Source organism: Shewanella sp. HL-SH8, assembly GCF_051165765.1.
Lineage (GTDB): Bacteria > Pseudomonadota > Gammaproteobacteria > Enterobacterales > Shewanellaceae > Shewanella > Shewanella glacialimarina.
In genome coordinates this window covers 3540491-3553775 of record NZ_CP195039.1, presented here as the reverse complement: position 1 = coordinate 3553775, position 13285 = coordinate 3540491, and the positions used below count along the sequence as shown (strand labels likewise).

The window sequence follows — 13285 nt, the reverse complement described above, 5'->3', positions numbered from 1 at the left end:
AAACCTATCAAGTTATATGGACATGCTGACTAGATATAATATCTAGTCTCAAAACGCACATGAACACTATTGGGTAAGATTAACATGAAGTCACCTAATAAGGGCAGTGACCTATTACGCAAAATTTAACAGTTTCTGACCGTTAGCTGCAAATAATTTACCTTATTGCATCTGTTATGGGTAATAAGACACTTGAACACCGTGATTAAACATGAGTTTGATCCTGCTATAAATAAGGCGTAAGGCTAATCGTTTGAGTTAAAAATGAATAATTTGTCACACAAGCGCGCATCTTAAAAATTTTTGAGTATAATAGTGCGCATTATCGATAAGCGTATTAAGAGCGGTTAAATGTTTGAGAATCTATCTGACAGACTATCACGAACACTAAAAAATATAAGTGGTCGCGGTCGATTAACGGAAGACAACATTAAAGACACCTTACGTGAAGTCCGCATGGCTTTGCTCGAGGCTGATGTTGCATTGCCAGTAGTAAGAGACTTTGTTAGCAGTGTAAAAGATCGCGCTGTCGGACAAGAAGTCTCTAAAAGTTTAAGTCCAGGCCAAGCTTTTATTAAGATTGTGCAAAGTGAACTTGAACGCGCTATGGGGGAAGCTAATGAAGAGCTTGACCTAGCTGCTCAGCCTCCGGCTGTCATTATGATGGCGGGTCTTCAAGGGGCGGGTAAAACCACCTCTGTAGCCAAGTTAGGTAAGTTTTTACGCACTCGTCATAAAAAATCCGTGTTAGTTGTCAGTGCTGATGTTTATCGCCCAGCGGCAATAAAACAGCTTGAAACCTTAGCAGCTGAAGTTGAGGTTGAGTTTTTCCCATCTGATGTCAGTCAAAAGCCGTTAGATATAGCAAAAGCGGCAATAGCTTATGCCAAACTAAAGTTCATTGATGTTGTTATTGTCGATACAGCAGGTCGTTTGCATGTTGACGAAGCCATGATGGACGAAATTAAACAGCTTCATGCGGTTATTAAGCCTGTAGAGACCTTATTTGTTGTTGATGCAATGACAGGTCAAGATGCAGCAAATACAGCTAAAGCTTTTAATGAAGCAATGCCATTAACAGGGGTGATTTTAACCAAGGTGGATGGTGATGCTCGCGGTGGTGCTGCGTTATCAATTCGCAGCATAACTGGCAAACCGATTAAGTTTTTAGGTGTTGGTGAAAAAACTGACGCGCTTGAACCTTTCCATCCTGACCGTATCGCATCGCGCATTCTAGGCATGGGTGATGTTCTTTCACTGATTGAAGAAGTTGAACGCGGCGTCGATAAAGACAAGGCAATGAAACTGGCTTCTAAAGTGAAAGCTGGTGGTAGTTTTGATTTAGAAGATTTTCGTGAACAGCTGCAGCAAATGAAAAACATGGGCGGCATGATGAACATGATAGAAAAGCTGCCCGGTGTCGGTAAGTTACCTCCAGAAGCATTAGCGCAAGTTCAAGACGGTAAAATGACTGGCCAAATGGAAGCGATTATTAACTCCATGACAGCCAAAGAACGCAAAAACCCTGATGTAATCAAAGGTTCACGCAAACGTCGTATCGCGCTAGGTTCAGGGACACAAATTCAAGACGTAAATCGCCTGTTAAAGCAATTTACTCAAATGCAAAAAATGATGAAAAAAATGTCAGCTAAAGGCGGCATGAAAAAAATGATGCGTGGTATGAGCGGTATGTTACCGCCTGGTATGAAGATGCCCGGTCGTTAGTTAATCAATTTAATCTTCGGAAGTGATACTTTGCTTGGCGCTATAACCCTTTTTGCTGTAAAAAACGGCGCTTTGGGTTGCATTAGTTTCAAAGTAGGGTAAAATCTTCCGGCTTTCTTACTGGGACCTTCGCGAACACGGGTTCCAGTTTTTATTTTTGCTTCTAGCAAATCATTAGAGGAATAAAACGCATGGTTACCATTCGTTTAGCTCGTGGCGGCGCAAAAAAGCGTCCATTTTATAATATCGTTGTTGCTGATAGCCGCAATGCTCGTGACGGTCGTTTCATCGAACGTGTAGGCTTTTTCAACCCACTAGCTCGTGGTCAAGAAGAAACTTTACGTTTAGATTTAGATCGTGTTGAGCATTGGGTTGCTACTGGCGCGGCAACATCTGAGCGTGTTGCTAAGTTAATTAAAGACGCACGTAAAGCAGCAGCTTAATTGCGTTTAGGTATAGATAGATGAGTAGTAACCAACAGCCGATTGTGCTGGGTAAAATAGGCGCTTGTCATGGCATTAAAGGTTGGCTAAAAATCACTGCCTATACCAATTCTGTTGAAGGCATTTTTGATTATTCTCCTTGGCTTATTTATGACCAGGGGAAATGGCGTGAAGTTAAAGTCAGCCAGTGGCGCTCACAAGGTAAAGCGGTTATCGCTGAACTTGAAGGAGTCGCATCACGGGAACAGGCGCAAATGCTCACAAATTGTGAAATTGCGATTATGCCTGAACAAATGAAAGAACTCAGTGATGATGAATTTTATCACCGTGATCTTATCGGCTGTGAAGTGACTAATAATAACGGCTATAACATGGGCATTGTTGACCAGATCGTGGAAACAGGATCTAACGATGTTTTACTTGTTAAAGCTAATGCCAAAGATGCTTTTGGCAAAGTGGAACGTATGATCCCCTTTGTCCCTGAACAATTCATTTTAAAAGTGGATTTGCAAGGCAAACAGATAACAGTGGATTGGGATCCTGACTTCTAAGTCGAGGTACAACATATGTGGTTAGGGGTAATAACCCTGTTTCCAGAGATGTTTCGTGCTGTTACAGACTTTGGGGTGACGGGTCGAGCCGTAAAAAACGGCCTGCTCAAGGTGCACACGTGGAATCCTCGCGATTTCACCCATGACAGACATAACACGGTTGATGATCGCCCATACGGCGGTGGACCTGGAATGTTAATGATGGTGCAACCTTTGCGAGATGCCATTCATGCAGCGAAAGCTGCAGCGGGTGACGGAGCGAAAGTGATTTATCTATCTCCTCAGGGGCGCAAGCTGGATCAGCAAGGCGTTACTGAGTTAGCTAAATCAGACAGTTTGATTTTAGTGTGTGGTCGTTACGAAGGTGTCGATGAGCGCATTATTCAAACTGAAGTAGATGAAGAATGGTCAATAGGGGATTACGTGCTTTCGGGCGGCGAAATACCTGCAATGACTTTAATCGATTCAGTGGCTCGCTTAGTACCTGGTGTACTTGGTAAGCAAGCTTCGGCAGAGCAAGACTCTTTCTCTGACGGATTACTGGATTGTCCTCATTATACTCGCCCTGAAAACTTAGATGGCATGGACGTACCGGCAGTGTTGTTAAGCGGTGACCACGAAAAAATCAGACTCTGGCGGTTGCAGCAAAGTATCGGAAGAACTTTTCTACGGCGACCAGAAATATTTGAAAATCTAGCTCTGACTGACGAACAAACAGCCTTATTAGCGCAGTTTGTAAATGAAACGGACACGTCCGTATAGTCATTGTTTCAGTTATTCTAGAATGGAGTAAGTTATGAACAACATCATTAAAATGCTCAACGATGAGCAAATGAAAACAGACGTACCTGATTTTGGTGCTGGTGATACAGTAGTAGTTCAAGTACGCGTAAAAGAAGGTGATAAAGAGCGTCTTCAGGCTTTTGAAGGTATCGTTATCGCTAAGCGTAACCGTGGTTTGCACTCTGCATTCACAGTACGTAAAATCTCTAATGGTGAAGGTGTTGAGCGTGCTTTCCAAACGCACAGCCCATTAATTGCTAGCATCGAAGTTAAGCGTCGCGGCCGTGTTCGTCGTGCTAAACTTTACTACTTACGTGAGCGTTCAGGTAAATCTGCACGTATCCGTGAAAAATTGGCAACTAAGTAATAGTTATCAATTTAGTTTAAAAGATGCAGTGTTCGCACAACTAACCGCCGAAAGGCGGTTTTTTGTTTTTAGCATTCGTCCCCATCATTTTTGAGTCATGTAAGCAGACTTTTATTTAGCCCTTAGCTTTACTTATCGAGCCTGACTCATTATCTGAGTTTCACATTAGTCATTTAACAATAGATAGCCATATGATCCTCATGAATACTGATATGGCAGTAATTACACATTTGAGTTAAATAAGTCTTGATCTCATAAAAATGCGCAGGCATAGTTAGCTCTATGTTGTAATGGTGTATCATTACAAAAATACAGTGGTTTTAGTTATCACTAAAAAGTGTGACTAGATTGCTTTTTACCTTATTACAGTGAGCCGATATCATGCAGCAAGATACCATCAACAATATTCATATTAGTTCTGAGCAAATACTGTCAACGCCGTCACAACTGAAACAAGAGTTACCCTTATCAGCACATGCATATCGTTATATTTTGGATGCGCGTAAAACGGTAGCAGACATTGTGCATAAACGTGATAGTCGGGTATTGGTTGTGACAGGGCCTTGTTCAATACATGATATTGATGCAGCTAAAGAATATGCGCTTAAGTTGAAAAAATTACACGATGAACTCAGTGATGATTTTTATATTTTAATGCGCGTGTACTTTGAAAAACCTCGTACCACAGTAGGCTGGAAAGGGCTGATTAACGATCCGAATATGGATGAGTCTTTTGACGTAGAAAAAGGACTCCGTATGGCTCGTGAATTGATGATTTGGTTAGCTGAATTAGAATTGCCCGTGGCAACTGAAGCGCTGGATCCTATTAGTCCTCAGTATATTTCTGAATTAGTCACCTGGTCTGCTATTGGCGCCCGCACCACTGAATCTCAAACCCACAGAGAAATGGCATCGGGGTTATCTATGCCTGTAGGTTTTAAAAATGGCACGGAAGGCAAGCTAGATGTTGCTATTAATGCCCTTAAATCTGCAGCCAGCAGCCACCGTTTCATGGGTATTAACCAAGAAGGCCAGGTCAGCTTATTGCAAACTGCCGGTAATCCTGACGGTCATATCATTCTTCGTGGCGGTATTGCACCTAATTATGATGCTAAAAGTGTGGCTGAGTGTGAAATACAAATTCATAATGCTAAGTTGAATGCACGTTTAGTGGTTGACTGCAGTCATGGTAATTCATCTAAAGATCACAATCGTCAAAAACAAGTGTGCGAAGATGTATTTAATCAAATTGTCTCGGGCAATAAATCTATCATTGGTGTTATGCTTGAAAGCCATTTAAATGCAGGTAATCAAAGTACTAATAAGCCATTAAATGAACTTGACTATGGTGTATCTGTCACCGATGCCTGTATTGATTGGGCAACAACTGAAACAATTTTACGACAAGGCGCTAACCAATTATCTGCCGTACTGCCAACTCGCTTTAATGTGCTGCAAGTTGTTAATGGTTAATGAAAAGTATGATGAACGAAAAAACCACAGCTGATTTAGAAAAACTTCGCGATTTAATCGATGGCGTTGATCAACAACTTCTACATTTATTGCGTAAACGTTTAGATTTAGTCGCCCAAGTTGGTGCAGTCAAGCACGCCGCTGGTGTGCCCATTTATGCCCCACAACGTGAAGCTTCCATGTTAGCTAAACGTCGTGACGAAGCGCAAAAGATGAATGTATCGCCACAATTGATCGAAGATATTTTACGTCGCTTAATGCGTGAGTCTTATCTGAATGAAAAAGATGTTGGCTTTAAACAGGTAAAAACAGACTTAGGCCATGTGGTTGTCGTTGGTGGTGATGGCCAGTTAGGTCAGTTATTTACTCAAATGCTTACACTATCTGGTTATCAAGTGAAAAGCTTGGACAAGAATGATTGGCACCGCGCCGAAGCACTATTTGATGGTGCCGGAATGGTGCTGGTTACTGTGCCAATTAAAGTCACCTGTGATGTTATTCGAGAACACCTGACTCATTTACCTGACACATGCATTTTAGCTGATTTAACTTCGATTAAAGAACAGCCTGTTTTGGCGATGCTAGAGGCGCACAAAGGGCCTGTGGTAGGTTTACACCCTATGTTTGGTCCAGATGTCGGCAGTTTAGCTAAACAAGTTGTGGTGGTGTGCCATGGGCGTCAGCCTGAATCTTATCAATGGTTACTTGAACAAATTGCTATTTGGGGCGCAAGAGTTGTTGAAGCTGAACCGGTTAAACACGACAAAGCGATGCAACTTGTACAAGCTATGCGTCACTTTTCTAGTTTTGTGTATGGTGTGAATCTATGTGAGGAGCAGGCTGATATAGATACATTATTGCAATTTAGTTCGCCAATTTATCGATTAGAGCTGGCGATGGTAGGTCGATTGTTTGCTCAAGATCCCGAGCTTTATGCCGATATTATATTTGCACAGCAAGGCAGCCAAGACGTGATAAGTGATTATTTGGATAACTATCGAGACGCGTTAGCATTATTAAAGTCAGGTGACCGTAATGCGTTTGTAGAAGAATTTAAACGCGTCGCTAAATGGTTTGGTGACTTTGCTCCACAGTTTCAACATGAAAGCCGTGCAATGCTGCAGTCAGTGAATGATATGAAGACAGGTTAATCATTTTTCATTTTTTGTTGTTTGCGTAAATACAGTATAGGGCTTACATTTATATTCTAGTAGTCAGCGTATATTATCGATGACAGAGCAATTAAATTGCCCTTTACCTATTCTATTTTGGAGATGTGCCCATGACTTCATTCGATACGCTGTCAACATCAACATCAACATCGCAAGATAATACCGTAGGCCATTTTCTCTATGCAATGATGAGTGCTTTTCCGCTTTTTTTTATTCCTGTGTTAATGAGCTTTTGGCTTAATCTTATTCAGAAAAACATTAAGCCTAATTCATTACTTGCATCGCATTTGCGTTGGCAACGACTCAGTATTATTGGACTATGTCCCTTTTTTATAGCGGGCTATTTATTAAGTCCTGTTTGGCTAAGTGTGTCGCTCTATCTTATGGGGATAACGTGGTTTAGTTACCGTATATTTAAAGGCTGGGTGAGTTTGAATGAAGGCTTAATGGTTTAGGTTTTATAGTGTTATTCAGAAGGAATAAAAAATGCCGGTTAATACCGGCATTTTTGTGGATAAATACTACAAATAAAGCTCACGAAGCAGGTTGCTATCGGCATCGGTACAAGGCGCTGCTAATACAATACCATCAGCGTTAAGTTGCTTGGCGGCTTTGGCCTGTGGATATCGGTTATTGCTCTTCTCATTAGCTACATTGCAAATGATAGGTAGATGGCACATTTGTTTTATGCTGACTAATGATGATAAGTCGAGACTGATTTGATCTGGCTTTGCAAAGCTTCTGACCCCAGAATCACACAGGATGACCTGTTGATTTCCTTGCGCTAATACTATTTGTGCAGCAGCAAGCCAATCTTCAGTACTGGCCATGTTATTACGTTCAATAATGACAGGCCTATTTAAGCTGCCTAACTGGCCGAGCAAGCCTTGATTAAACATATTTTGACCACTTAACATAACCATATCGGCTAAGTGGGCACTGCTGATATCGTTTTCTTGTTCGATAAATAATACGCTTACTAATCCCGCTTGCTCAATGACCTGAAGATGTTTCTTTAGTTGGCTTTCGCTAGTTACGCCCAAAGATGGGTTAAGAATAATAGCTTGAAAGCCCGCTTCTTTAGTTTGTTTTGCAAGACTCGCTAGCTCTGTATCAGTTTTAGGTTCATCAACTAATTGAAATGCGCCAAATTGATTATTACCTACTTGCAATTGTTTGCATTGGACTTCACTGTCCTGTGACTTATATTCGCGACTATATTTAGTTGTGGGTGATGTAGTAAGCTGATTTGGTGACTCGACAGCCCTTGAGCTATTCGGTTCAATCAGTAATTGTGCTTGCGACAATTGTGTTGGCTTGACAGACTCACAAGGGTAGCAACCTAATACTTTAATAAAACGGGTTAATCGCTCTAATTCCTTAATGGCTTGCTGCACATCATGGTTGGCAAGATTACCATCAATGTCGATATAGAACATTTCTTCCCAAGGTGTACCAGGAATGGGACGCGACTCAAGTTTAGACATATTCAAACTATGGGCTTTTAACACCAGTAGTGCTTCAACCAGCGCGCCAGGTTTTTGACCTGTAGCCATAATTAACGTTGTTTTAGCCGGTAATTGTGCTGGTACATCAACTGGTTTACGCGCAACAACAATAAAACGGCTTTGATTTATTTTTTGGTTCGCTAACCCATCTTCAATAGCGCTTAGCTGATATAGAGCACCCCCTTCAGCGCTACCAATAGCGGCAACACTTTGATTATCAGCTTCAATCACTTTAGACATTGCCTCAGCACTGCTAGCACAATACTCAAGTTTAAATTCTGGATGTAAGCTCAGGTAGCGGCTGCATTGACTAATGGGTTGTGGGTGCGCATAGACGGTTTTAATATTGGCAGTATCAGTACCTCGTTTTGCTAATAGGCAATGTCCGACTTCTATTGTGGTTTCGCCCACAATCGATAGGCTGGTATGTTGCAAAACGTCGTACACCTCATTAATTGATCCTGAAGAGGTATTTTCAATCGGTAAGAATCCGTAATCAGCATGGCCTGATTCAACTGCGTTGACAATATCATCAAAACTTTGACAGCCAAAGTCGATCATTGTTACCTGCCTTCTATCACAGTAACGAGTGGCGGCAAGATATGAATATGAACCTCTGGCTCCTAAAAAGGCCACTGTATAGTGTTGTTTCTGTGTGTCAGGATTGGCTCTGCCGTGTAAAAAAGCTTGCTGGTTAAGCACAGAGTCCTCAATGATGCTTTGGTAAAGAGATATCACAAAATGTGCATCAAGCCCTTTGTCTCGTCCAAGCTGAACAAGTCGTTCTAATAATGCTTTTTCCCTTTGGGTATCACGAATAGGTCTAACATCAACTTCTTTACTGCGGGCGACTTCAAGGCTGAGTTCACGACGTTTAGAGAGCAAGGTCAGTAGCTCATTATCTAACGATGTAATCTGTTCTCGCGTTAGATCTAACCCTTGTGGCTTATTCATACTAACCTCTTAATATTGTTCAATTCGATTGCTTATTTCGATAGTGAAAACTAAAAAGCCCCCCATTTGGGAGGCTTTGGTATTTTCATTTTCTTTTTAATACAGAAAAACCGCCTCCCTATGTGGGTTGCATAAAAAAGAAAATAAAAACGCGACACAATATTTTGTTCATAGGTTAAAACTAAAACTTCGCTAGGTGAGTGTCAATGTAAAATTGTTCACTTTGGCTTAAACCTGCATAAAAAAGCGCACCCGAGGATGCGCTATGTGTTTTTGGTATGAGTATCAAGCGGCGGTATCCTCCTTGTAGATATACTCAAAATCATCTTCTGCACGTTCAAGTGTAGTATGACGTTGAGCTTGGGGTTTATGGGTCAGGCGATTTAGCTGTTTTTCCAGCTTTTTACCCATTGCAGTAATTGCTGCGTAAAGGTTGTCGTTTTTCGCCTGGGCAAATAGTTCTCCACTTGGCAAGCCTATAGATGCTTCAATTTTAAAGAGCTGCTTTTCCTGAGTAATAATGACATGCGGGTTAATAAGATGAACATCGTGTCTTGTGAGCTTTTCAAATTGTCCTTCAATACGTTCAAGAATAGGGGCAGTGACTTCAAGTTGCTTGCTAGTGATTTTCAGCATATTTTGAACCTTCTGTTGTATTGCTTAACTTCAGATTACCAACTTAAGGCTAATAAAATGTGATCCGCGTCACATAATTGAGCAGGGGTTTTGTTAGGTGATATTAATTTGAGCGTATAGGTATTTTCGTTAAAAATAGCGGCAATTTAACTTGAAAAGCTAGTCAACTAGGCGCATATTTGAATGAATAACAACAGTGTGTTATGCGGTTTAACAGTGTGTTAACCTGTTTTTTAAGGATAATGTTTATTGACTTGAGCCGCCTTTTTTATTTCTTACACTTCTTTACGTTTTCAACTCCCCTTAATTGAATAAATAATTTTATAATGAGTGATGTTTTCGCCTATGGCGAATTATTACAACATTTATTAAAGTCGAGTGATTAAATGCAATCTCAATTTAAGCAAATTAAAGTGTGGGACTTTTCAGTAAGAGCGTTTCATTGGAGTATGGTGATATTACTCGGAGCGTTGTGGTGGAGTGCTGATGCGGGAGAGATGAGTCTGCATCAGATATTTGCCTACTTGCTACTAACGCTATTAGCTTTTAGGCTTATTTGGGGCATTATTGGTAGTGATACTGCTAAATTCACCCATTTTATTCGCCCCCCTAAAACGGTTGTTCAATACGCCAAAGATAAACAGAAAACCCAATCTTTAGGGCATAATCCGCTAGGCGGCTATATGGTGGTATTACTACTGAGCCTATTAATAATACAACTCGTAACAGGATTATTCGCTACTGATGATATTTTTACTGAAGGGCCCTTTTATAGTTATGTATCATCTGCCACAGCGAGCACATTAACATGGGTGCATAAACAAAACTTCAATCTTATTCTCGGTTTTGCTGCAATGCATGTTTTGGCTGTAATGGTTTATCTCATTAAAGGTGAAAACCTAATTACGGCAATGATAACAGGCTATAAGCGCGTTCAAGGTGAGTTGAAACAACCTAAAATGGTACCCATCTGGCTTGCGTTAATTGTGTTTGCTGTTTTATTTACAGGGGTGTGGTTTAGCTTGTTAGCAGATGCCGTCAAGTATATGTAGTCGATTGCTAATCGGTATGCCTGCTAAAAATAAAAGCCCATTCGATATTAGCGATATGGGCTTTTTATCATACTGGAGCAGAACGTTTGTGATATTAATCTTTTTTATAAACGTCGTGACAGCCTTTACAGCTTTGACCTGTATCACCAAATGCTTTTTTGATCTGCCCTAAATCCGTACCTTGCGCAATGACAGCCAATTTAGTGGCATTTTCTTGGAATTCAGTTATTTTGCTATCAAAATCGGCTTTATCAGTCCAAATTTTAGCTAACGCGTCGGTATTACCTTTGTCTGAACCTGCAATAAAGCCTTCATGAGGGATTTTTGATAGTGCTGCAACATTGGTTGCACGAGCTGCAAATACCGTGGCGTCAAATTCTTTTTTACCTTTTAACATCGCACCCATATCGCCAAAGTTATAGGCAATTAAACCGAATGCTGATTGGCGATATTTAATGGCATGATCAGTATCTTTAAAGTTATTAGCATAAACGCTTGGGATCAGTAGTGCAGTAGCCGTCATTGCGAGTAAAATTTTTTTCATCGTATTCTCTATTATTATCAGGGAGTATTGGCTTTATTTTACACATTTATTTTATGAAATCACCTTTAGATTGTTTCTGAATGTGAGGCGAGTTTACATAACTTCACTTTTGGATATCGCTATATAGTTTGTGCAGCTTTTGCTTTCGGCTGTTTCCTTGTTATTATCAGGGGGACTTTATTAAAGAGAGTACCTATGAGAGCGAATTGGAGTTTAGTGGTCGATAAAATTTTGACTCATTCGAATCATGATGAATTAGCGGTGTTATTTCGGTTATTGCTGACAGAGGAAGAGCGCAGCGCAGTTGCCGGCCGATTAAAGGTGTTTCAAACCTTACTGGAAGGTAAGTTAAGTCAAAGGCAAATCGCAGCTGAGTATCAAGTCAGCATTGCAACGATTACACGCTGTTCTAATTACCTTAAAAACATGTCTAATGAGCAGCGTGAGCAAGTTCAAAAGTTGATTTTGTAGATTGATAGGACACCCATTACAATAAAAACCGCTTGATGTGATTAAGCGGTTTTTTATTGTTTGTTAAGCCTTTATTATCTCTAGTTAAGGTTGATTAACGGCCATGGGTTCTAAACACTGGAATTTTATGGCGTCTATAACTAGAGCGCCTTAAAAGTAGGTAAGTCCCAAATGTTACCAAGCAAATAGCAAACAGAGCGCTAGAATCTTTAGGGATAAAACGATAAAGCAAAGCTGCCGATAAAATATAAAGGAATGGCATATACCCATACAACCAGTCTGGCCATAAACCTTCTTTACGTCTTCGTTTAGTGTCGGTTCGACGGTTTTGTGAGCGTAAGTTATAAATTCTGGCGCCAAACAAAAACACTACAACAGCGGCTGCAATTGCATATTCTTGTTGTAGAATCAAAATACTTACCCCGCCGATAGCAATATATGTGTAAGGTAATAACTCATAAAGTGGCTTAATTAACATGAGCACTCCGTCGCTAATCATTAATTATTATTATTTTTATACTGAGATATACCACGCTGCTAACGCATGTTTATTAAATTGTCCTCAATCATAAACAAGGTGGAAAGGGCAAGCGTGACACTATTAAATGGCGTATCAATTGATACCACACAGGATAAAGTATAGCGTATAAAAAAAGTCGCTGACTATATTTTAATCAGCGACTTGCATTTATTCAAACTTTCTAATGGTTTTAATTAGGTGAAATAACCTAATAGCTTAGTAAAATAGTCTACATTTATTATTAATTACAACCACATCCGCCATTGCCATCACAACCCGGTTTTTGGGTGTCACAAGGTTCATGATCGTGCTCATGATCGTGCTCATGATTATGTTCATGTCCACCGCCACAACTGCCACCATGGGCATGAATGTGTCCGTGGGCGATTTCTTCCGCAGTTGTTTCTCTCACAGCAATAACTTCAACATTAAATGTTAATGCTTGGCCTGCTAGGGGATGGTTACCGTCAACAATGACACTATCGTCTTTTACTTCTGTTACTTGAACAGGGCGCTGACCCATTTCTGTTTCTGCAATAAAGCGCATACCCGGTACGATATCTTCAATATCACCAAATGCAGCTAAAGGCACTTCTTGCTTCAAACCTTCGTGATATACACCATAAGCTTGTTCCGCTGGTATGTTTGCTTCAAATTTATCACCAACAACTTTACCTTCTAATTCAGCTTCTAGGCCAGGTATAAGATTTTCGGTACCCTGAATATAAATCATTGGCTCTGCATCAAAAGAGCTTTCCAATAATTGACCTTGTGCATCGCTTAGACGGTAATGAATGGTAACCGCGGCATGTTTTGAAATTTTCATAATGACTCCAATTGCTGATATGGGCGCATAATACCTTTATTTTTTTGGGGCTGCGATGATTTGTGACGTATTTTGATCAATTCCTATTGATTTAGTTAGCTCGTTATTGTTTTTATCCGATTAATCGAATGCTATAGAAATTTACTCATTTATTAAGCATCAAGAACATTATCAGCTTGCTCATTCTTGCTGCACTACTATTTGGGATAGCGTAATGGGTGCGCTTTATCTTTAATTATTGAAAAATATAACAATTTAAT

At 40.4% G+C, this 13285-nt stretch carries 15 protein-coding genes and 1 other annotated feature; of the genes, 10 read left to right on the top strand and 5 right to left on the bottom strand.

Annotation, left to right across the window (positions count from 1 at the left end):
* Positions 1 to 351 precede the first annotated feature (351 nt).
* From ffh to ACRWQN_RS15590, 8 genes are all read left to right on the top strand, one after another.
* Positions 352 to 1725, top strand: coding sequence for a signal recognition particle protein (gene ffh / locus ACRWQN_RS15625; protein WP_434931380.1), 1374 nt, complete (start codon positions 352 to 354; stop codon positions 1723 to 1725).
* A 191-nt stretch (positions 1726 to 1916) separates the two neighbouring features.
* Entirely contained in the window at positions 1917 to 2168 is a 252-nt protein-coding gene (gene rpsP, locus ACRWQN_RS15620) for a 30S ribosomal protein S16 (protein ID WP_160053063.1), read from the top strand.
* A gap of 20 nt (positions 2169 to 2188) precedes the next feature.
* Positions 2189 to 2719, top strand: coding sequence for a ribosome maturation factor RimM (gene rimM / locus ACRWQN_RS15615; RefSeq protein ID WP_434938768.1), 531 nt, complete (start codon positions 2189 to 2191; stop codon positions 2717 to 2719).
* Positions 2720 to 2734: 15 nt separating this feature from the next.
* Complete coding sequence (gene trmD, locus ACRWQN_RS15610; protein ID WP_434938766.1) at positions 2735 to 3481, top strand: tRNA (guanosine(37)-N1)-methyltransferase TrmD; 747 nt, start codon at positions 2735 to 2737, stop codon at positions 3479 to 3481.
* Between the two features lie 34 nt (positions 3482 to 3515).
* A complete protein-coding gene (gene rplS, locus ACRWQN_RS15605) occupies positions 3516 to 3869 on the top strand; it encodes a 50S ribosomal protein L19 (RefSeq protein WP_188955527.1) in 354 nt (117 codons plus the stop codon).
* Positions 3870 to 4250: 381 nt separating this feature from the next.
* Positions 4251 to 5342, top strand: coding sequence for a 3-deoxy-7-phosphoheptulonate synthase (locus tag ACRWQN_RS15600; RefSeq protein WP_434926871.1), 1092 nt, complete (start codon positions 4251 to 4253; stop codon positions 5340 to 5342).
* A gap of 11 nt (positions 5343 to 5353) precedes the next feature.
* On the top strand, positions 5354 to 6493 hold the full coding sequence (gene tyrA / locus ACRWQN_RS15595) for a bifunctional chorismate mutase/prephenate dehydrogenase (protein ID WP_434931977.1): 1140 nt from the start codon (positions 5354 to 5356) through the stop codon (positions 6491 to 6493).
* Between the two features lie 131 nt (positions 6494 to 6624).
* Positions 6625 to 6969 carry a hypothetical protein gene (locus tag ACRWQN_RS15590; protein ID WP_434938765.1) on the top strand — a complete coding sequence of 115 codons (345 nt, stop codon included), beginning with the start codon at positions 6625 to 6627 and terminating at the stop codon, positions 6967 to 6969.
* Positions 6970 to 7035: 66 nt separating this feature from the next.
* Here ACRWQN_RS15590 and ACRWQN_RS15585 read toward each other — a convergent pair whose 3' ends face one another.
* Together ACRWQN_RS15585 and hpf are read right to left on the bottom strand one after the other, a co-directional pair.
* Positions 7036 to 8976: a chorismate mutase gene (locus ACRWQN_RS15585; protein WP_434938763.1), complete on the bottom strand. Its 1941-nt coding sequence runs from the start codon at positions 8974 to 8976 to the stop codon at positions 7036 to 7038.
* Between the two features lie 48 nt (positions 8977 to 9024).
* Positions 9025 to 9149: a sequence feature (Phe leader region), on the bottom strand.
* A 112-nt stretch (positions 9150 to 9261) separates the two neighbouring features.
* Positions 9262 to 9612: a ribosome hibernation-promoting factor, HPF/YfiA family gene (gene hpf, locus ACRWQN_RS15580; protein WP_434926868.1), complete on the bottom strand. Its 351-nt coding sequence runs from the start codon at positions 9610 to 9612 to the stop codon at positions 9262 to 9264.
* Between the two features lie 386 nt (positions 9613 to 9998).
* Here hpf and ACRWQN_RS15575 point away from each other — a divergent pair, with 386 nt between their 5' ends.
* Entirely contained in the window at positions 9999 to 10664 is a 666-nt protein-coding gene (locus tag ACRWQN_RS15575; protein WP_434938761.1) for a cytochrome b/b6 domain-containing protein, read from the top strand.
* Between the two features lie 94 nt (positions 10665 to 10758).
* Here the strand turns inward: ACRWQN_RS15575 and ACRWQN_RS15570 are convergent, their stop codons facing one another.
* The gene (locus ACRWQN_RS15570; RefSeq protein WP_434938759.1) at positions 10759 to 11208 is read right to left on the bottom strand and encodes a c-type cytochrome; all 450 of its coding nucleotides are present in this window, start codon (positions 11206 to 11208) and stop codon (positions 10759 to 10761) included.
* Positions 11209 to 11403: 195 nt separating this feature from the next.
* On the opposite strand from ACRWQN_RS15570, the gene trpR reads away from it, so the two are divergent.
* A complete protein-coding gene (gene trpR / locus ACRWQN_RS15565; protein ID WP_226413980.1) occupies positions 11404 to 11679 on the top strand; it encodes a trp operon repressor in 276 nt (91 codons plus the stop codon).
* Positions 11680 to 11773: 94 nt separating this feature from the next.
* Here the strand turns inward: trpR and ACRWQN_RS15560 are convergent, their stop codons facing one another.
* Together ACRWQN_RS15560 and slyD are read right to left on the bottom strand one after the other, a co-directional pair.
* Positions 11774 to 12157: a hypothetical protein gene (locus ACRWQN_RS15560; RefSeq protein WP_226413982.1), complete on the bottom strand. Its 384-nt coding sequence runs from the start codon at positions 12155 to 12157 to the stop codon at positions 11774 to 11776.
* Between the two features lie 283 nt (positions 12158 to 12440).
* A complete protein-coding gene (gene slyD / locus ACRWQN_RS15555) occupies positions 12441 to 13025 on the bottom strand; it encodes a peptidylprolyl isomerase (RefSeq protein ID WP_434938758.1) in 585 nt (194 codons plus the stop codon).
* Between the last annotated feature and the right edge of the window lie 260 nt (positions 13026 to 13285).

Coding starts and splice junctions, on each gene's coding strand:
- ffh (WP_434931380.1), top strand. CDS start 352: ATGTTTGAGAATCTATCTGACAGACTATCACGAACACTAAAAAATATA.
- rpsP (WP_160053063.1), top strand. CDS start 1,917: ATGGTTACCATTCGTTTAGCTCGTGGCGGCGCAAAAAAGCGTCCATTT.
- rimM (WP_434938768.1), top strand. CDS start 2,189: ATGAGTAGTAACCAACAGCCGATTGTGCTGGGTAAAATAGGCGCTTGT.
- trmD (WP_434938766.1), top strand. CDS start 2,735: ATGTGGTTAGGGGTAATAACCCTGTTTCCAGAGATGTTTCGTGCTGTT.
- rplS (WP_188955527.1), top strand. CDS start 3,516: ATGAACAACATCATTAAAATGCTCAACGATGAGCAAATGAAAACAGAC.
- ACRWQN_RS15600 (WP_434926871.1), top strand. CDS start 4,251: ATGCAGCAAGATACCATCAACAATATTCATATTAGTTCTGAGCAAATA.
- tyrA (WP_434931977.1), top strand. CDS start 5,354: ATGAACGAAAAAACCACAGCTGATTTAGAAAAACTTCGCGATTTAATC.
- ACRWQN_RS15590 (WP_434938765.1), top strand. CDS start 6,625: ATGACTTCATTCGATACGCTGTCAACATCAACATCAACATCGCAAGAT.
- ACRWQN_RS15585 (WP_434938763.1), bottom strand. CDS start 8,976: ATGAATAAGCCACAAGGGTTAGATCTAACGCGAGAACAGATTACATCG.
- hpf (WP_434926868.1), bottom strand. CDS start 9,612: ATGCTGAAAATCACTAGCAAGCAACTTGAAGTCACTGCCCCTATTCTT.
- ACRWQN_RS15575 (WP_434938761.1), top strand. CDS start 9,999: ATGCAATCTCAATTTAAGCAAATTAAAGTGTGGGACTTTTCAGTAAGA.
- ACRWQN_RS15570 (WP_434938759.1), bottom strand. CDS start 11,208: ATGAAAAAAATTTTACTCGCAATGACGGCTACTGCACTACTGATCCCA.
- trpR (WP_226413980.1), top strand. CDS start 11,404: ATGAGAGCGAATTGGAGTTTAGTGGTCGATAAAATTTTGACTCATTCG.
- ACRWQN_RS15560 (WP_226413982.1), bottom strand. CDS start 12,157: ATGTTAATTAAGCCACTTTATGAGTTATTACCTTACACATATATTGCT.
- slyD (WP_434938758.1), bottom strand. CDS start 13,025: ATGAAAATTTCAAAACATGCCGCGGTTACCATTCATTACCGTCTAAGC.